This is a genomic window from Paenibacillus alvei DSM 29, assembly GCF_000293805.1.
Taxonomy (GTDB): Bacteria; Bacillota; Bacilli; order Paenibacillales; family Paenibacillaceae; genus Paenibacillus_B; species Paenibacillus_B alvei.
Genome location: NZ_AMBZ01000002.1, coordinates 98,060 through 117,997, shown reverse-complemented (window position 1 = coordinate 117,997; position 19,938 = coordinate 98,060). Strand labels below are relative to the sequence as shown.

General features: G+C 37.3%; 13 protein-coding genes and 4 pseudogenes. All 17 read left to right on the top strand.

Translation table 11 applies throughout. The features are described 5' to 3' along the window. The 17 genes and pseudogenes from asnB (at position 1) to pcrA (ending at position 19,929) form a co-directional block, all read left to right on the top strand. Entirely contained in the window at positions 1 to 1,563 is a 1,563-nt protein-coding gene (gene asnB / locus PAV_RS07055; protein ID WP_005544633.1) for an asparagine synthase (glutamine-hydrolyzing), read from the top strand. Further along, the gene (locus PAV_RS07050; RefSeq protein WP_005544631.1) at positions 1,532 to 1,951 is read left to right on the top strand and encodes an FAD synthase family protein; all 420 of its coding nucleotides are present in this window, start codon (positions 1,532 to 1,534) and stop codon (positions 1,949 to 1,951) included. Before asnB ends, PAV_RS07050 begins: the two co-directional genes overlap by 32 nt. Positions 1,952 to 1,981: 30 nt before the next feature. Then, entirely contained in the window at positions 1,982 to 2,218 is a 237-nt protein-coding gene (locus PAV_RS36010; RefSeq protein ID WP_005544629.1) for a hypothetical protein, read from the top strand. A 68-nt stretch (positions 2,219 to 2,286) separates the two neighbouring features. Next, positions 2,287 to 3,633, top strand: a complete 1,347-nt coding sequence (locus PAV_RS36005) for a CDP-glycerol glycerophosphotransferase family protein (RefSeq protein ID WP_040735581.1) — start codon at positions 2,287 to 2,289, stop codon at positions 3,631 to 3,633. A 62-nt stretch (positions 3,634 to 3,695) separates the two neighbouring features. Next, positions 3,696 to 5,912, top strand: coding sequence for a glycosyltransferase (locus tag PAV_RS36000; RefSeq protein WP_238555773.1), 2,217 nt, complete (start codon positions 3,696 to 3,698; stop codon positions 5,910 to 5,912). 125 nt (positions 5,913 to 6,037) lie between these two features. Then, positions 6,038 to 7,466, top strand: a pseudogene (gene wsfD, locus PAV_RS37855) (glycan biosynthesis hexose transferase WsfD). A 48-nt stretch (positions 7,467 to 7,514) separates the two neighbouring features. After that, on the top strand, positions 7,515 to 8,609 hold the full coding sequence (locus PAV_RS07015; protein WP_005544628.1) for a glycosyltransferase family protein: 1,095 nt from the start codon (positions 7,515 to 7,517) through the stop codon (positions 8,607 to 8,609). 45 nt (positions 8,610 to 8,654) lie between these two features. Then, a pseudogene (locus tag PAV_RS07010) lies at positions 8,655 to 9,399 on the top strand (sugar phosphate nucleotidyltransferase). Between the two features lie 13 nt (positions 9,400 to 9,412). Then, positions 9,413 to 9,962 (top strand): annotated as a pseudogene (rfbC, locus tag PAV_RS07005) (dTDP-4-dehydrorhamnose 3,5-epimerase). Positions 9,963 to 9,974: 12 nt separating this feature from the next. Next, positions 9,975 to 10,999: pseudogene (gene rfbB, locus PAV_RS07000) on the top strand (dTDP-glucose 4,6-dehydratase). Then, the gene (gene rfbD, locus PAV_RS06995; protein ID WP_005544624.1) at positions 10,996 to 11,856 is read left to right on the top strand and encodes a dTDP-4-dehydrorhamnose reductase; all 861 of its coding nucleotides are present in this window, start codon (positions 10,996 to 10,998) and stop codon (positions 11,854 to 11,856) included. Before rfbB ends, rfbD begins: the two are co-directional and overlap by 4 nt. A 3-nt stretch (positions 11,857 to 11,859) precedes the next feature. Continuing rightward, entirely contained in the window at positions 11,860 to 12,669 is an 810-nt protein-coding gene (locus PAV_RS06990) for a glycosyltransferase family 2 protein (RefSeq protein WP_005544623.1), read from the top strand. 130 nt (positions 12,670 to 12,799) lie between these two features. Then, positions 12,800 to 13,699 carry a glycosyltransferase family 2 protein gene (locus PAV_RS06985; RefSeq protein ID WP_005544621.1) on the top strand — a complete coding sequence of 300 codons (900 nt, stop codon included), beginning with the start codon at positions 12,800 to 12,802 and terminating at the stop codon, positions 13,697 to 13,699. 86 nt (positions 13,700 to 13,785) lie between these two features. Continuing rightward, positions 13,786 to 15,192 carry an undecaprenyl-phosphate glucose phosphotransferase gene (locus PAV_RS06980; protein ID WP_005544620.1) on the top strand — a complete coding sequence of 469 codons (1,407 nt, stop codon included), beginning with the start codon at positions 13,786 to 13,788 and terminating at the stop codon, positions 15,190 to 15,192. Between the two features lie 21 nt (positions 15,193 to 15,213). Further along, positions 15,214 to 16,206: a glycosyltransferase family 2 protein gene (locus tag PAV_RS06975; protein ID WP_005544619.1), complete on the top strand. Its 993-nt coding sequence runs from the start codon at positions 15,214 to 15,216 to the stop codon at positions 16,204 to 16,206. A 465-nt stretch (positions 16,207 to 16,671) separates the two neighbouring features. After that, positions 16,672 to 17,385 (top strand): heptaprenylglyceryl phosphate synthase, encoded by a 714-nt coding sequence (gene pcrB / locus PAV_RS06970; RefSeq protein WP_005544618.1) that lies wholly within the window; start codon positions 16,672 to 16,674, stop codon positions 17,383 to 17,385. Positions 17,386 to 17,478: 93 nt separating this feature from the next. Then, positions 17,479 to 19,929, top strand: a complete 2,451-nt coding sequence (gene pcrA / locus PAV_RS06965; protein WP_005544617.1) for a DNA helicase PcrA — start codon at positions 17,479 to 17,481, stop codon at positions 19,927 to 19,929. The last annotated feature ends 9 nt before the right edge of the window (positions 19,930 to 19,938 follow it).

Here is a 19,938-nt window from a genome sequence, read left to right as displayed (position 1 = left end):
ATGTGCGGCATATTATTTGCAAAAAGTAATCGGATTACCAAAAACGAATTTATAAACTCGCTGAAAATTATTAAGTATAGGGGCCCTGATGCCCCCCTTTGCTTTTTTCAGCACAATGATTTCATGCTAGGTCACAATCGTTTGAGTATTATGGATCTGGATTCACGGGCGAACCAGCCCTTTTTCTCGGATGATCAAAGATATGTAATGATATATAATGGTGAAGTTTATAATTATAAGGAGTTAGCCAGTCAGTATATGATCGAAATGAAAACGAGTTCAGATACTGAGCTAATATTAAAATTATATTTAAAAATAGGTTCTTCAATGCTAAACAAGCTGAATGGCATGTTTAGTTTGATTATTTTGGATACTTTAACGAATGAATATTTTATTGCTAGAGATAGGTTGGGAATTAAGCCGTTATACTATGTGCAACAGAATAATGAATTAATTATCAGTTCAGAAGTTGCTCCTCTACTTAAATTTACTTCAGCAAATCTAGACGAAACAGCAATACGCCAATATAAAAAAATGAGAAATTTTTTTAATAACCGTACGATATATAAGAACATTCTTGAATTCCCACCTGCCCACTTCAGTTGCAACGGAAAAATATCTAAGTATTGGTCAAATAATTACAGCGAAAAGGCTCCTCCATCAGACGAGGAATTAAAATATTTAATTGAATCGGCAGTTAATTACCGAAAAATTTCAGATGTTAGTGTAGGAAGTTATTTAAGTGGAGGACTGGATAGCACCATAGTTACTGCATTGGCAAATGTAAATCATACATGGACTATCGGGTTTGCAAATGAAAATGAATTCAAATGGTCAAAGATCGCTGCAGATAAATTCGGAACAGAACATCATTGTATATCGATAAATAGGGAAGAATTTTTAGAAACTGCGAGGAAGTTGATTACTGAAAGAAAAGAACTTTTAACTGTACCTAATGAAGTACTTATATATTTCATGACACTCCAAGCAAAATCAGAGAATTCGGTAATATTAAGTGGAGAAGGTGCAGATGAGTTGTTCTTCGGATATGATCGAATTTTTAAGTGGGCAGCTGCAACCACTCATTGGGATATAAAAGGATTTAATGACTTTTATTCATATGGCTCTCATGATGATATTGAGATCATTGAGGATGCAATTAATCCATACTTAGAACATCAGAAACCGATATCCATAGTCGCATCATTTTTTCAAGAAGCTCATTTAAGAGGTTTACTTCGTAGATTGGATAATTCTACAATGATGTGTTCCGTTGAGGCAAGATCGCCATTTTTGGACTTTCGACTGGTAGAAAGACTTTCAGGTGTTTCTATTGAGTATAAAATGGAAAATCAAGTTGTAAAGGCTCCTTTAAAAAGAATATTCAAGGATTTACTGCCTGTAGAAGTAATAGAAAGGAAAAAATTGGTTTTCCAGTACCTCTTACCGATATATTTGCTGGACAAAAAGCACACAGTGTCTCGTACGACAGCTGGTTTGATTTCAATTTGGCTGTGTTGGAGGGAAACTTATGATTATTGGTTATACTTCTGGAGTATATGATCTTTTCCATATAGGTCATTTAAACCTGTTGAAAAATGCAAGCGCATTATGTGATAGATTGGTCGTTGGCGTATCAACAGACGATTTAGTGTCATACAAGCATAAAAAGTCTGTAATTCCTTTTAACGAGAGGATGGAAATAGTTAGAAGTATCAAATATGTTGATGCTGTAATACCGCAGGAAACATTAGATAAGATGGAAGTATGGAGAAAAATCAAGTTTGATGTGATATTTGTAGGTGATGATTGGTATGAAAATAACAGGTGGAAAGAATATGAACAACAATTTCAAGAGGTGGGCGTGAAAATAATATATTTTCCGTATACCAAAGGAACCTCGTCCACCTTATTAAACGAGACATTAATAAAATTAAGGAATGACTTGTAAATATTATTATAAAGAAGAGGGATAATTATCGTGCGAGCAATAAATAATGAGCCGATAGCCTTTGTCATTCATAATACAGTATTATATGAAACCATTAAGCCAGTTTTAAGAGAGCTTGAAAGATTGAATATTGGTTATGATCTATTTATTCCGGAAATATATGAAGACAAGTGGCGTGATATGGCTGCAGATACTTATGAATTTTTAAAAAGTATTCATCAAAAAGTCGAATTAATAAATGATAAACCGCAAAAAATTACACGATAGCTTTTTATCCATATCTGCCATATTATATTGAAGTTGACTCCGTATATACTATTCGATACCAGTATGGCATGGCTAAGCCAAATTGGAATTTCGGTGCTTGGAGTTTGCGGTTCGATTATATCTTATGTAACTCTACTTATGATTATTCAGTTCTTCGTACTTATGCAGCATGTGAAATAACTGGGCTATTGAAATTTGCGAACTTTCAGAAAATAAAAAGTGGTCGAGATAATGACAGACCTAATTTACTATACTTACCTACTTATGGTGTAGAGTCTTCTATTGAACAAGTAATTAGTGAATTAGAACAATTAAGAAACGAATTTAATATTACAATTAAGCTTCACCACGGAACAACCTATTTAGAGCAGGCTAGGGTTGAGCTTATAAAGGGGATATTCCCGGAAGTTCTCGACCATAGAGATTCGCTAGTAGATTTGATTGCGCGAACTGATGTGATTTTATCAGACGGTTCCGGAGCAATTTTTGATGCTTTATATACGGATACGCCTATTGTTATATTTCCGCAAATGGAATCTAATTCATTTGAAGGCTTGTTATCTCTAGAAGGTGAGATGGTAAGGGGGAATATTGTACCAGTTGTAAAAGAAAAAGAACAATTAAGAGAAAAATTACTCACCGCATTATTTGATGAGACAATCATCAAGAAAAGGAGAGAATTCGCAAACGACCTATTTCCTGTTAATGGGAAGGCGACAATTCACAAAATCATAAATATTATTCATGATTTATTGAATCATAATATAGATGAAAAGTATATAGCAGGACATAATCATTTAGTAAAAGATTTTTTAAACAAGGAGCGTAAAATATCTGAACTAAATCAGAAATTTGATGATCTTAATAATGATTATGAAAAAATCAAGGATGAAATTAACAGGCTGGGTAGTGAAAATACTGAATTAAAATCAATCAAGGATGAATTCCAAACTAGATATAATTCATTGTATTCTGAATTTCAAGATAAGGAAATAGAGTTGCTGACATCAAAACTTCAGCTATCGGAAACAGAAAAAAAGCTGATTGATGCTAACAAAAGGGAATTTGATTTAGAAAATCAATTAGAAGTTCAATTAAGAACTCAAGAAAATGAATTAAAAACTCTAGAAAATGAATTAAGAACTCTAGAAAATCAATTAAAAACCTCCGAAACAAATGAAGAGAATTTGAAAATATTGGTTAATGATAAAGATTTGAAAAATCAGATACTTAGGCAAGAATTGGAAAATATTTATTTATCTAAAAGATGGAGAGTGGCTAATCAATTGAAGGGTTTACTTTATAAGTCAAAGCTCATCTATATTCATAAAGGATACTCAACATGGAAACAGTATGGGTTTAAGGTGTTTTTCAAAAAATCAAAATTAAAAATTTCGAAATACTTAAAAAAATGAAGAATAATGAAAAGGTTAAGGATAGAAGCATTAAAACCCAAAATACTATACAGGAAGAAATAATGAACTGGTATGAATATAAGTTCTTTCGATTTAAAGAGAAGTTTAATGAAACGTACCAATTCAGTCTTAACGATATTAATTTTTCTTTTGAAAAAGATTTAGTTTCTGTTGTATTACCAGTTTATAACGGAGAAGACTACTTATCATCTGCTATTGAAAGTATATTACAACAAACATATAGACATTTTGAACTTATCATTATTAACGACGGTTCAACTGACAATACATCAAATATTTTAAATGAATATGAGCAAAGAGACAGTAGAATCACGGTAATTCACCAAGAAAATAGTAAAATACCTAAAACTCTTTCTAGAGGCTTTAGAATGGCTAAAGGTGAATTTTATACATGGACAAGTGCAGATAACATTTTGCATAAATCATTTTTGGAAGATATGGTAAACGAGATAAAGAAAGATGAAAATTTGGGTATGGTCTATGCCAATATGAATCTTATTGATTCGAATGGGAAGATTATAAGGGGGCACGGTTGGTATGAAATCCCGGAAGGGAGTGGGGTTGTGTCCTTACCTACTACTACTCTCGAACTTAATATTTACCCTAATAATACTATAGGCGCGGCGTTTATGTATAGAGCTAAAGCGGCGCATGTATTGGGTGACTACTCTAGTTTCAAACACACCCTAGAGGATTATGATTATTGGATGAGGATGAATTCCTTATTTAACTTGTGTCATACTTCGTTTCATGAACCGATTTATGATTACCGATGGCATGATAAATCGTTAACTGCGCAGGATTCTGAACTAGGAATTACTTCAAATCGGTATAAGCTAATGGTGCTTGACGATTATAGAAGAGATTATTACCTCTCACCTATAGTATGGATTATTGATGGGGACGGCGATTTAGAATTTATAAAAAAGAAATTTAGGGAGAAAGGGGACACATTACTCGAACTCGAGGATTTAGGTAAATTAACGAGTGACAATTTAGCTATTCCAATTTGCTATTTATATATATCTGAGAATGAAAACGTGACTCATAAATTTCCCGATCATTTGCCAAGTGAAGCTCATAGAGTGATTTGTGTTAATAAAAATGAACTATTAAAAAATACAGCATTAGATTGGGATTTATTCTGTTCGACAGACGAGAAAATTTATGATGGAGTATTTAATAGTAAAAAAGTGTTCCAGGTCACCAATTCTGAATCGTTATATAGCCTTATTAGTATAAAAGTGAAAAACGATCATTTATACCTTATTGAAGAAACGATTGAAACAAAGAGGGAATATTCAAAAAAGGTATCAGTTGTTATTTGTACCTATAAGAGATCAGAAAAGTTAGCAAACGCATTAGCTTCAGTAGTGAATCAAAGCTTTTTGAAAAATGACTATGAGATAATAATAGTCAATAATGATATATACAATAATGAAATATTACAATTGGTTCAAGAATATAAGGAGAAATTTAATCTAACGGAGGACTTTATTCGATATCATGTTGCTCCTTTAAAGGGCCTTTCATTCGCGCGCAATGTAGGGATGTTCTCTGCCAGAGGGGAAATTATTTTATACATTGATGATGATGCGCTTGCGGATGATAATCTTCTCGAAGAGACATACAATTGCTTTAGTTCCGATTCCAAGCTAGGTGTAGTTGGAGGTAACATCATTCTTAATTTGCCTGATCCTGTGCCGGGTATTGTAAGACCAGGTACAGAAGCATATTGGAGTCAGTTAATTATTAGTGATAATGAAATAAAATATTCAAATTATCAATGGGAGTTCCCATACGGAGCAAATTATGCTGTTAGGAAAGATTCATTGCTTCGGATAGGTGGTTTTAGAACGTCATATGGACGTAAAGGAAATGATTATGCTGGCGGAGAGGAAATTGTAGTCTCATTTATGATGAAAGAAATTGGATACAAAGTTGCATTAAATCCAAAAATGAAAGTAATTCACGATGTAGATCATTCAAGATACACAATTGAACATGTTCAAAAAACTATGTTAAGTAGTTTGATTACCAACTATCAGCTACAAGTAGATTTATATGCCCCTATGGAATCTAATCTTGATTATGATATTGAGCATTTAAATATTTTAAAAGAGGAATATTCTAAAACTAACAAGGATAAAATTACAGAAGAAAGTTCTATTGATTTGGTTTATAAAAAATCAAATATCGAGGCTTATGAAAAACTTATTGAAATTAAACGTAATGACTTAAAAAAACGTGAAAGATAATTTCAAAATTACAAAACACCTCCTTCAGGGGGGTGTTTTGTATGTATAATTTATTTAAAAGGAATTTTTAATCTATAAGGGAATCATTGAGTTACATAACAAGTAAAAGGAAACAGGGGGTAAAAATGCGCATTTTGAAGGGTAAAATCAAACTAGAAATGGTATTTATATCTATAACCTTAATTGTAATAACAATAATATTATTTAATGGGGAAATTGCAGGGATAGCTGACAATGGTGATTTTAATAGAGTTTTAAGACCTACTCATATGTGGTATGAGCAAGATAAAACTTATGATGATTTATATTTTAAATATGTAAACCATAAATATGATATTTTAAATCCTTTGCCGACTATTGATAACAATTACTTAAACACTCATGTTCTAACCGTACTTTTAGCTAAAACTATCAATGTTATTGTATATTCCAGTGATAAATTTGATATTCGATTCTTATCGTTTATCTATATAGTGTTACTTTTACTAGGTATGTTTATACTTATGAAAAACTTAAAAACCAAAAATGTTTGGATTAACATAATTATCTTTACACTTTTGACACTGATTATTGCTGATAGTTCAAATATTCTTTATTTTAATAGTTTATATGCCGAACCTAATGCATATGTTTTTTTATTTTATCTCTTTCATTTTTATCATCAATTTTAAAAAGGAAGGAACCGAAATTACTTGACGGAATTTTATTTTTTATCAGTACAACATTATTTTTAGGATCAAAAATTCAATATGCTCCTTTAGCTATTTTGTTTTTACCTCTATTTCTGTATCTTTTTAAATTCTATAATACAAAAAGAAGCCGCATCATATTAACTATTTGTTTTACTTTAATGATTGGTATAAATAGCATCCTGTTTTTTATACAACCCAAATATTTAAGTGAAGTTACTACATATAATTCTGTATTTGGCGGAATTTTGAAAAATGAAGAAACTGCTGGAGATTTTCTTCGTGAATTGGGCCTAGATCAAAAGTATAAAGCATTAGCTGGTACCAATGGCTTCCAAAGTGATTACCCAATTGATATAAACTCAGAAGAATTCAGAAGGGATTTTTATAATAAAATTGGAAAAAAGACATTGTATTATTTTATTTGAGGCATCCTGATTTGTTAATGACACGTATGTTTTCAACTGGAGAAGTCACGTTTATCAATAAGCCCGAACATTTAGGGAATCGGACGAAAACCTTTAGTCAAGACGCTGTCTCCGCAGAATTCTTTTCAGGGTACTATGCATTTAAAAAAATTATGATCCCCAAAAGATTTGTGTTTGTTTTAACTTTCTTTTTCCTTTATCTATTTGTAGCTACTTACAAATATTTCAAAAATAATCAAATACAAAATAGGATTGCTTGTTTGTATATTGCAACTTTAATTATTTTTTGTGGCATACAGTACGTACTTCCGACTATTGGAGATGGTGGACTGGATACTGCTAAGCAGCTCTATATGTTTAATGTCGTGTTTGACTTTTTAGTTTTTATTATTATGTATAGAGTTATTCTTTCAGGGGGTACCTTTAAAAATAAATAAAGTATATATTCCTATATCTTTATAATTACAAAATGTGGAGTGGAACAAATGTCTAATCGAATGGCATACTTAATGCATGTGGATTGGAACTGGATTAAGCAACGTCCGCATTTTATGGCCGAAGAATTGACTAGGTGCTTTGATGTAGATTTGTTTTATATTAAAAAGATAACTAGTAAAGACTTAGTTAATAATAGTTTATCTGCACAATTTAATAATATTGAAACAATTATAAAAATGCCCTTGTCTGCCCGGAGTAAGTTATTAAATAACATCGAGAAATTAATAAACTCTAATGTTGTAAGTGAAATATATAGAAGGGAATATGATGTGATATGGATTACATCCCCAATAATGCTTCAATTTATTGATTTAAATAAAATTCATTTTTCCCAAGTTATTGTATACGACTGTATGGATGATGTTATTTCATTCCCTCAGAATAAAGCTGTAATAAATTATGTGTATAATCTAGAAAAACAACTTCTTGCACGGGCAGACGTTGTATTTACGTCATCATTTAATTTGTCAAAAAAAATGGAGGAAAGGGGTGCTGAGCAAGATATTCATATTATAAATAACGCGATGGATTTAAAAACATTTTCAAATAAAATGTTAACAACTAAAGCTAATGATCCAGAAAGCTTTTTTACTATTGTTTATTTTGGGACAATTGGAAGTTGGATCGACTTCGATGTTGTTGTAAAAATAGGAAATTATTTTAGTGACATCGAGTTTTTATTTTACGGACCAAAGGAAGTTGAAGTACCTTTACATCCCAGAATCCAATATAAAGGAGTTGTTAAGCATGAGGACTTACTCAAAATAAGTTGTAAGGCTAACGCTTTTATAATGCCATTTGTTGTTGACGATCTTATTTTGTCAGTTGACCCGGTTAAAATTTATGAGTATATTGCCCTTGGAAAGCCTACAATTGTTGTAGAGTATCCTGAAACATTAAAGTTTAGTGATTTTGTATATTTATATTCAACTAGTGATGATTTGATTGACATTATTACGAAAATAAAGAACTGTTCGAATCCTAGAAAGTCAAAAGAAGAAATCGCACAATTTATCAGTAACAATAGTTGGGGAAAAAGAATATTAGAAGTACAGTCAATTCTAAATAACCATATAAAATGAACTATATAATGTTATTGCTGATTTTGTGAATAGGAGGAACTTTTAATGAAAGGTATTATTTTAGCGGGCGGGACGGGATCTCGCCTTTTTCCTTTAACTAAAGTCACCAATAAACACCTATTGCCTGTTGGTAAATATCCAATGATATATTATTCGATAAATAAGTTAAAAACAGCAGATATAACAGACATTCTTATTGTAACGGGTAGAGATCATATGGGGGAAGTAGTAAACCTCCTAGGAAGCGGAAGTGAGATGGGGGGTTTCCTTTACATACAAAGTACAAGACGAGGCAGGTGGAATTGCGCAAGCACTTGGATTGGCTGAACAATTCGTAGGTAATGACCAAATGGTAGTTATATTAGGTGATAATGTATTTGAAGATGACATTTCCATTTATGTGGAGAATTTTAGAGATCAAAAGCGAGGAGCAAAAATTCTTCTTCAAGAAGTACATGATCCAAATCGTTATGGCGTGGCAGAACTGCAAGGAGAACACATTGTTTCTATTGAGGAAAAACCACAAAAACCAAAAAGCAACTATGCAGTAACTGGTATCTATATGTTTGATCATACTGTGTTTGATATTATTAAGACTTTAAAGCCTTCCGGTCGTGGAGAACTTGAAATTACAGACGTAAATAATGTATATATAAAACAAAATGGGCTGACATTCGATGTCCTTCAAGGCTGGTGGACTGATGCAGGTACGCATGTATCGCTAGCAAGAGCGAATGAGCTTGCAAAAGACATTAGACTTGGCGAAGAGTTTGGTAAACTGAAGCTGTAAGGAGTGGAAATGTATGAACGTAAAAGCTTTGCCCCTTAAAGATGCATATATTATCGAACCGGTGATTCATGGAGATCACCGGGGTTTTTTTATGGAAAGCTATAGTAAAAAAATTAAACGAACTAGGGATATATTTCAATTTTATCCAAGACAATCAATCATTATCTTTAGAAACAGGTGTAATTCGAGGATTGCATTTCCAGCTTAATCCTAAGGCGCAAACGAAGTTAATTAGAGTGATATCTGGCGCCATATATGATGTCATAGTCGATATTCGAAAAAGCTCATCAACCTTTGGACAGTGGGTTGGAGTAATCCTTAGTGAACATAATCACCGGCAGCTATTGGTACCTAAAGGATTTGCACATGGATTTTGTACGCTTACCCCTAATACACAGGTGTTATATAAAGTAGATGAATATTATTCGCCAGATCATGATCGGGGAATTAGATGGGATGATCCATCCTTAGGCATTGATTGGCCAACATCAAAGCCGATATTGTCGGATAAGGATAGGTTACTTCCCGTTCTTAAAGAAGCAGAAATTAATGGTTTTGAATAGGAGATATGTCTTATGAGGTTACTCGTAACTGGCGGTGCAGGATTTATCGGAAGCAACTTCATCATCTACATGCTAAAAAAGTATCCTGATTATCAAATTGTAAACGTAGATGTATTAACATATGCCGGTAATCTTGAAAACTTAGCAGACATTCATAATAATCTGAACTATCGCTTTGTAAAAGCGGATATTGCAGATGTTCAATCAATGGAACATATATTTAAAGAAGGCTTTGATGTTGTCGTCAATTTTGCAGCAGAATCTCATGTGGACCGTAGTATTTTAGAGCCTGATATCTTTATAAAAACGAATGTGCTTGGTACGCAAATATTGCTCGATGCATCTAAAAAGTATGGCGTCACAAAATTTGTTCAAGTGTCAACAGATGAAGTATATGGTTCGCTAGGGGAAACGGGATTATTTGCAGAAACGACTCCACTTGCGCCCAATAGCCCTTATTCCGCTAGTAAGGCCGGAGGTGACTTGCTTGTTCGGGCATACCATGAAACATATGGCCTTGCTGTAAATATCACGCGTTGTTCGAATAACTATGGACCGTATCAATTTCCGGAAAAGCTTATTCCATTGATGATTGCTAATGCCTTGAATGGAAAAAACTTCCTGTTTATGGGGATGGTCAAAATATTAGAGATTGGTTGTACGTTGAGGATCATTGTAGTGCCATCGATTTAGTAATTCATGGAGGGCGAAGTGGAGAGATTTACAACATTGGCGGTAGCAATGAGCATTCGAACATTCATATAGTGAAGACGATATTAGAGCGACTTGGAAAGTCGGATTCATTAATCCAGTTCGTTGAAGATCGACTTGGACATGACCGTCGATATGGTATTGATGCTACCAAGATAATGAGTGAGCTCGGGTGGAAACCCAAACATATTTTCGAAACTGGAATTAACGAAACGATAGAGTGGTACTTAAATAACCGAATATGGTGGGAACGAATACAGTCTGGAGCGTATCAAGAATATTATGAGCAGCAATATGCAAAACGACTGGGGTACAAGATAAAATGAAAATACTTATAACAGGCGCTAATGGGCAATTGGGTATGGACGTATTACGTCTTTTTTCTAAAAAGGGACATGAGGTAGTCGGATTAAACAGAACCCAATTGGATATTACGGATGAGAAATTGTGCAGTGACACCATTACAGAATTGAAACCAGATACAATCTTACACTGTGCGGCATATACAGCAGTAGATAATGCAGAAAAAGATATAGATAGCGCTTATTTGGTTAACGCAATCGGAACCAGAAACATTGCTGCCGCTGCTGAACGGGTAAAGGCAAAAGTATGTTACATTAGTACGGACTACGTGTTTGACGGAACCAATACTAGTCCTTATTATGAATATGACAATACAAATCCATTAACCGTATACGGAAAATCAAAGCGGGCAGGGGAGCAATTAGTACAGTTTCTCTGTTCTCGTTGGTTCATCGTAAGAACTTCCTGGGTATATGGAGCAACAGGTACTAACTTCGTCAATACGATGGTCAAACTGGGAAAAGAGTGCGATTGCCTACAGGTTGTTAATGATCAGTGGGGATCACCAACGTATACGTGGGATCTTGCCTTATTTTTAGAAAAGCTTGTAGCATCTGAAAAGTATGGCATTTATCACGCCTCAAACACTGGAATATGTACATGGTATGAATTTGCTCAGGCGATATTCGAACTATCCAATATCCCTGTCATAGTCGAACCATGTACTACGGAGCAATTTCAACGTCCGGCGACAAGGCCACGATACTCAGCAATGGAGTCAATGGCTATTAGAGTAAATGGCTTCGATCCTTTGAGAAGTTGGCGGGAGGCACTGAAGGAATATATAAACAAAGATATCTTAAGAATTGGGGATGAATGAGCTATGGGGGAGCGGGGAGGAAAAGTCCAAGTTCTGCTTTCAACCTATAATGGGGAAAAATATTTAGCGGAACAACTTAATAGTCTATTGGAGCAAACCCATCCGCATCTTTTTATCACGATACGAGACGACGGCTCATCCGACAATACAGTAGCAATAATCCAAGAATATGTAGCTAAGTTCCCAGATAAAATCGAGGCGTTTTACGAAGAAAACATTGGAGTTATCGCGAGCTTTTTTAACCTGCTATCGCGTCATACTCATAGTGATGCAGAGTACGTATGTTTTTGTGATCAAGATGATGTCTGGATGGCGGAAAAGTTGGAAAGGGCCATATATTTGTTAAATGAGCGGGCCGGTCAGAATCCAATGATGTACGTATGCCCAACTCAAATGGTTACTGAAACGATGGAGCCGCTTAATATTTGGCCCCCTGCCCCACATCGAGGAACGTCATTCTTAAATGCTTTGGTAGAGAATATTGCAGTTGGAGCGACTACAGTGTTAAATTGCTTGGCTGTTAATATACTACAACAGAATCTACCGAACACGAAACGTATTGTAATGCATGACTGGTGGGCATATTTGGTCGTTTCTGCGTATGGAAAAGTGATTTATGATGATAAGCCGTATATCTATTATCGACAGCATCAAAACAATGTTATCGGTGGACAGCAAGGTTTCTATGATAAGTGGGTAAAAAATGGAGGAACTATAAAAAACATAGAGCTCAAAAAATATTGTGGAACCAAGCAAAAGAATTTGAACGGTGCTGGGGAAAGGAATTGCCTCTGGAATTCCAATCGGAACTAGAAGAATTTCTTCTTACGAATCGCGGAATAGTGAGGAGAGCGAGTTATGCATTCAACACACGGCTATACCGCCAATCCAGACTGGACAACTTTGTTTTTCGATTTATGATGATTAAGGGAGACATATTGAAATGATCGATTTATCTGTCATTATCGTTAATTATAACACGAAGCAACTAACCCTTAATTGCTTGTCATCGGTATATCAGTCAATTACTAACTATCAAATCGAGGTTATTTTGATCGACAATGGTTCGCATGATAACTCGGCTGAAGCTATTGCTGACAGGTATCCCCAAGTAAGATTAATTTCTAATACGAATAATCTCGGCTTTTCCAAAGCAAACAATCAAGGTATGCGAATTGCTGAGGGACGATATGTCCTTCTCTTAAATTCAGATACTGTGATTGAACCTGATACACTTGATGTCATGATTGGTTTTATGGACGACCATCCTAACGTAGGGGCGTCCGGCTGCAAAGTCGTGCTGCCAGATGGTTCTTTGGACAAAGCGTGTCGTCGGGGGTTTCCGACTCCTTCTGCTACGTTTTTTTACGTATCTCGATTATCTAAGCTGTTTCCAAAGAGTCCGCGTATAAATGCTTACCATAGAGAGGATTTAAATCCAGATGAAGAGTTTCCAATCGATTGCCTTATAGGTGCATTTATGATGGTAAGGCGTGGGGCTATTGAACAGGTTGGAATGTTAGACGAAAATTTCTTTATGTATGGTGAAGATGTTGACTGGTGCTACCGTATTAAGCAAGCAGGATGGGTAAATTATTACTATCCAAAGACGCAAATTATTCATTATAAACGAGCCAGTAGTCGTAATAAACCATTCAAGATTACGTATGAATTTCATAGAGCTTTCTTTGTTCTGTACAATAAGCATTTTTGTAAAAAGTACCCTTTCTGGGTAAATGGGCTTATGTATGCGGGAATGGGGTTAAAAATGTCTGTGGCACTTCTTCTTAACGCTTTAGCAAAAGGGATTACGGCAATTCGACAGAACACGAAAAGTAATTAACAATCGTACCCTTTCATCTTAACTTAAACGTTCATTTCTAGTATAATGGATGTGCCACTACATCCTTGGAAAAAGAGGTTTACACAATGATTCGCAAAAATCAAAGGTTTTTGTCGAAGATTTATATGATTTTTGACGTGATTACGATGATGTTGGCGTTTGGCATCGCGTGGATATTGAAATTTATGAGCAACTGGCTTGATAATGATACCCCGTTGCCATTCTCTACATATGTCGGTTGGGGGGCAGTCTATGCAGGAGTAGTTCTTGTCATAGGAGCCATGTCCTCTTTGTATCATTTTCATCGAAAAAAGAGATTCGCCGACCAGTTGATACGTATCATTCAGACACATATTATAAGCATGTTCATATTGCTGGGATTGTTGTTTTTCTTTAAACAGATCCATATTTCTCGGGAGTTTTTAGCGATATTTGTGTCGGCGTCAACTCTATGTACGATATTTTATCGATACTCGGTTAAAGTTATGCTACGTTCGATACGGCAAAAGGGTTATAATAAACAATTCATTCTTATCCTTGGTGCCGGTACACTTGGCAAACGTTTCTATGAAAACCTTCGAAATTATCCAGAACTAGGTTATGAAGTCATTGGATTTCTTGATGATAACGCTGAGTGGAAAACATTGGAATCGAAAAGTTTTAAACCGATTTTAGGTGCATTGAGTGATTTGGAACAAATATTAGGTGATCGTCTTATTGATGAGGTCATTCTGGCACTACCACTTGATGCACATCATAAGTTTCCTAATATTATAGATAGTTGTGAAAAAGCAGGTGTCCGTACACTCATCATTCCGGACTTTTTCGACTACTTGCCATCACGGCCTTATTTTGATAACTTTGCTGGAATGCCAATGATTAACGTGCGTGATATTCCACTCGATGTGCTGCGTAATCGGGTTTTCAAGAGGGCTTTCGATATTGCGTTTTCACTCATTGCAATAATATTAACATTTCCCGTTATGCTGTTTATTGTAATCGGCATAAAACTGACATCTCCTGGGTCAGTCATTTTTAAACAGGAGCGGGTAGGGCTCAACCGGCGAAACTTTATGATGTATAAGTTCCGCTCCATGAAGCTAAGTTCAGAAAAAACATCAGATACGGTATGGACAACCGAAAATGACCCACGTCGTACGAAATTTGGTAGCTTCCTTCGAAAGACGAGTTTGGATGAACTACCGCAATTTTTCAATGTGCTTTTCGGTCATATGAGTATTGTTGGTCCTAGACCGGAACGGCCGTTTTTCGTAGAACAGTTTAAGGAAGAGATTCCGAAGTACATGGTTAAACATCATGTGCGTCCTGGAATTACAGGCTGGGCACAAAGTAACGGTCTACGTGGTGATACATCTATAGAAGAACGGATTCGTTACGACATATTCTATATTGAAAATTGGTCTTTATTATTTGATATTAAAATTATATGGAAGACGATCTGGAATGGGTTTATAAATAAAAATGCATATTAAAACATGAATCTAGGGAGAGCCATGGAATTTAAACTTTCAATTGTAGTCCCAATGTACAATGAGGAAGAAAATATTGAGTATTTTTATTCCAAGATTACCAATGTACTTGAATCAAATAATTATCAATATGAAATAGTATGTGTAAATGATGGAAGTAAGGATCAAACTCTTTCTCGTATTTCAGAAATTGCAGAAAAAGATAAACGCATAAAAGTTATTGACCTGTCTAGAAATTTTGGGAAAGAAATCGCTATGACGGCGGGACTTAGATACTCAACAGGGGATGCTGTTATACCAATTGATGCTGATCTTCAGGATCCTCCGGAATTGATCCCCCAACTTATTGAGAAATGGCAAGAAGGTTATGATGTTGTATACGCAACCCGTGCTAGAAGGGAAGGTGAGACTTTTGTTAAAAAGGCTACTGCCCACCTTTTCTATCGATTTATTCAAAAAATAACACGAATAAATATTCCCGCAGACACAGGGGATTTCCGTTTGATGTCCCGGCAAGTTGTAGATGCACTTAATCAGTTACCGGAACAACATCGTTTTATGAAGGGGTTATTTAGCTGGGTTGGATTTAGACAAACAAGTATCATTTATCAACGAGAACCCAGATTTGCCGGAAAGACTAGCTTTAACTACTGGAAGTTATGGAATTTTGCAATTGAAGGTATAACATCATTTAGTTTTGCACCGTTACAGATTGCAATGTATTTAGGCTTCGCTATATCAATTCTGGCATTAATTTATGCAGGCTTTATGATCGTATCTACTTTAGTTGGAGGTAATCCAGTTCCAGGCTACCCCTCACTAATGGTAGCGATATTATTTTTTGGTGGAGTTCAGTTAATAACTCTTGGCGTTATTGGGGAATATATTGGTCGTATCTATAATGAAACCAAGAGGAGACCGCTCTATCTTGTACGCGAGGTCATTAATCTTAGTAATAAGAAAATAGATTTACATAGCGGTAACAGTGAGGTCGCAATTACTAGAGAAATAGAATAAAATAAGTATCCAGATTACAAAACGTATTTATAAAAATTTTTGAGTTTAAACTTAGACACAAACTCCCCACACTGTGAATATATTTCACATTTGGGGAGTTGTTTTTATGCCTCAGTTTCATGAAAAAGACGACGAGCAATTTGAAGTAGGTAGAGGTTGGATTATTTCTTTTATAACAGGAGCCATCCTCTGGTGTACCCTTTTGGGGGCTATATATTTATTGATGAAATGAACCTCAGTGTTTATATCCAGAGTACACATCATTTCACCCGTGACATTTCCTCCTCCATTCATTACAATAAGAACATACATTCTATTCGCTCTTATCTCTCAGCCTCATATATGGCACCCATTTCCCTCCACCCCTAGGCATATTTCTGGTACACTACAATATAGAACTTTAAAATTAAGGTCGCTCAACGTACCACTCACATGCATGAGCGGCAGACCTGGAGGAAACGCAACGTGAAGACGCCTTTACAACCAATAGATGACTGGCGGCACGTATTCAAGCTTGACCCGGACAAAGAAATTGGCGATGAGGCGCTGGATCGTGTATGTTTATCAGGAACAGATGCGATAATGGTCGGGGGATCAAGCGGGGTCACTTTCGAGAACACGGTAGACCTTATGTCCCGCATTCGGCGGTACGAGCTGCCTGCCGTCCTCGAAGTGTCCGAATTGGATGCGGTTGTGCCCGGTTTTGATGCCTATATGATTCCGATGGTATTGAACACGAAAAATGCGAATTGGCTCGTTGGTCAACATCGGGAAGCTATACAGCAATATGGTTATATGATCCCGTGGGATCTGTTAATCCCAGAAGGGTATATCATTTTGAATCCTGATGCAACAGCGGCAAAGATAACGGAAGCAGATACGCAGTTGTCTCCTGCAGCAGCAGCAGCATACGCACAAGCAGGGGACAGGCTGATGCGTCTTCCCGTCATCTATGCAGAGTACAGCGGCATGTTTGGCGATATGGAGCTTGTGAAGAAGGTAAAAAGCTCACTAAGCCATGCGCAACTGTTCTATGGCGGCGGCATTCGTACGATAGAACAAGCTCAAGCGGCTGCTGCCGCAGCTAACACAGTAGTTGTGGGCAATGTCGTTTATGACGACTTGGAAGCAGCCCTCGCAACTGTTCAAGCGGTAAAAGAAACAAATTTAAAGTTATAGTTTGTTGACCATTAAGTTAAAGTTTGCTGACATCTAAAAATAGACCATATACGACTTATTTCAGATAACTGCAGAAAGGAGACTGCACACATTATGTTTGATTTTTTACGACCGGATCCTAATGGTAGCACCAACTCAAACTCGAATTCGTATTCGAACACGTATGGAAACTTTGGGGCGTCCATCGACATTCAAGACGCTATCAAGCGCTTGAATCCTGAACAGCGGCGAGCTGTAGAAACCACTGAGGGGCCATTGCTCATTATGGCAGGAGCGGGCTCTGGCAAAACACGCGTACTAACGCACCGCATCGCGTACCTAATCGCTACGAGGAAGGCGCCGCCATGGAGTATTCTGGCCATTACGTTTACGAACAAAGCGGCACGAGAAATGCAGGAGCGTGTATCCAAGCTGGTTGGCCCGGATGGAAGAGACATTTGGGTATCCACGTTCCACTCGATGTGTGTGCGTATCCTGCGCAAGGATATTGATCGCATCGGCTTCACCTCGAACTTTACGATTCTTGACTCGGGGGATCAGCTGTCCGTTATTCGCGGATGCATGAAGGAATTGAATCTGGATACGAAAAAATTCGATCCACGTGCGGTACAAGCTGCAATTAGTACAGCGAAGAACGAATTGCTGACGCCAAGTCGCTTCGAGCAGAAGATTGGCGACCATTTTGATGGAATTGTAGCCAAGGTATATGCGATGTACCAGAAGCGTTTGAAGAGCAACAACTCGCTCGATTTCGACGATCTGATCATGTCGACGATTCAATTGTTCAAGGACGTGCCGGAAGTATTGGATTTCTATCAGAAAAAATTCAAATACATTCACGTCGATGAGTATCAAGATACGAACCGTGCGCAATATATGCTGTGCCGGATGCTGGCTGATCAGCATCAGAACATTTGCGTCGTCGGGGACAGTGACCAGTCGATTTATCGCTGGCGCGGCGCCGACATTACAAACATTTTGAACTTCGAGAGTGACTACCCGAAGGCTACGACGATTATGCTGGAGCAGAACTATCGCTCAACCTCCAATATCCTGAATGCCGCGAATGGCGTCATTAAGCTGAACGCTGGCCGCAAGCCGAAGAAGCTGTGGACAGAAGCTGGTGAGGGAGAGAAGATTAAGCTCTATCAGGCGGATACAGAGCATGATGAGGGTTACTTCGTAACTTCTGAGATTAAAAAGAACCATATGGCGAACAAGCATTACGCCGACCATGCGATATTGTATCGGACGAATGCGCAATCCCGTGTCATCGAGGAAATTCTGATTAAGTCGGATATTCCGTACCAGATCGTAGGCGGCGTTAAGTTCTATGATCGCAAAGAGATTAAGGACTTGCTTGCGTATTTGCGTCTCATTTCGAACATGGACGATGATATCAGCTTAGAGCGTGTTGTGAATGTGCCGAAGCGGGGCATTGGGGCCACAACGATGAATAAGCTGGCTGAAGCAGCGGCAACTCGCGGCACATCGATGATGAAAGTAATCGCCGACATGGACGATTTGGATATTTCGCCGAAAACCAAGGGCGCACTGCGCGAGTTCCGTGCGATTATCGATAATTTAAATCACATGGTGGAGTATTTATCCGTTACGGAATTAACGGAGAAAATGCTCGAACTATCCGAGTACAAGCTGGAGCTGCAGCGCGAGAATACGCTGGAATCGAAGGCGCGCCTTGAGAATATCGACGAGTTCTTGTCGGTTACGCAGGAATTCGAGCAGCGCAATGAGGACAAGTCCTTGATTTCGTTCCTGACCGATCTTGCACTGATCGCAGATATCGATTCCATGAACGACGAGGAAGGCAACGAGCAGGAAGATGCCGTTATCCTGATGACGATGCACAGTGCGAAGGGATTGGAATTCCCAGTCGTCTTCATCATAGGTATGGAAGAGGGCGTGTTCCCGCACAGCCGTGCTTTCAGCGACAATGAGGAGTTGGAGGAAGAACGTCGATTGGCGTACGTAGGTATAACTCGTGCAGAGAAGCAATTATTCCTTACCTGTGCACGCACACGTACCTTGTTTGGACGAACAAATGCCAACCCTCCTTCTCGCTTTCTTGAGGAAATTCCAGATGAAGTGAAAGAAGATGCTACGCCGGAGGGCACACGTTATGGCCGCTTCGATCGTTATGGCCGTAATGCTACTTCTGCATCATATGGAGGGCGAGGACTCGGTTATTCTGGTGGCGGTGGCACACAAGCGCCTGGCACGAAAGGCATAGGCAGTACCGCTCAGACTGGATGGCGTGCAGCCGGCGGAGCGGGAGCAGGAAAAACAACCGCAAGCAGCGGCTCAAGTGTGACTGTAACATCAGCAGCAGAAAAGGTGAAGCAAGCGGGTGCCCAAGCTGGAGACTATCAGCCAGGGGACAAAGTGTCCCATGCGAAATGGGGCGTAGGTGTGATCGTATCGGTAAAGGGAGAGGGAACAGATACAGAATTGCAAATTGCCTTCCCAGCGCCGGTGGGTGTAAAGCGACTGTTGGCTGCTTTTGCTCCGGTTAACAAAGTATAATGTATATTA

Bases quoted from the DNA above. Each gene is read 5' to 3' on its own strand.
- PAV_RS06980 (WP_005544620.1), top strand. From the start codon at position 13,786: ATGATTCGCAAAAATCAAAGGTTTTTGTCGAAGATTTATATGATTTTT.
- PAV_RS07050 (WP_005544631.1), top strand. From the start codon at position 1,532: ATGATTATTGGTTATACTTCTGGAGTATATGATCTTTTCCATATAGGT.
- PAV_RS36005 (WP_040735581.1), top strand. From the start codon at position 2,287: ATGGCTAAGCCAAATTGGAATTTCGGTGCTTGGAGTTTGCGGTTCGAT.
- PAV_RS06975 (WP_005544619.1), top strand. From the start codon at position 15,214: ATGGAATTTAAACTTTCAATTGTAGTCCCAATGTACAATGAGGAAGAA.
- PAV_RS06985 (WP_005544621.1), top strand. From the start codon at position 12,800: ATGATCGATTTATCTGTCATTATCGTTAATTATAACACGAAGCAACTA.
- PAV_RS07015 (WP_005544628.1), top strand. From the start codon at position 7,515: ATGTCTAATCGAATGGCATACTTAATGCATGTGGATTGGAACTGGATT.
- PAV_RS06990 (WP_005544623.1), top strand. From the start codon at position 11,860: ATGGGGGAGCGGGGAGGAAAAGTCCAAGTTCTGCTTTCAACCTATAAT.
- asnB (WP_005544633.1), top strand. From the start codon at position 1: ATGTGCGGCATATTATTTGCAAAAAGTAATCGGATTACCAAAAACGAA.
- rfbD (WP_005544624.1), top strand. From the start codon at position 10,996: ATGAAAATACTTATAACAGGCGCTAATGGGCAATTGGGTATGGACGTA.
- PAV_RS36000 (WP_238555773.1), top strand. From the start codon at position 3,696: ATGAACTGGTATGAATATAAGTTCTTTCGATTTAAAGAGAAGTTTAAT.
- pcrA (WP_005544617.1), top strand. From the start codon at position 17,479: ATGTTTGATTTTTTACGACCGGATCCTAATGGTAGCACCAACTCAAAC.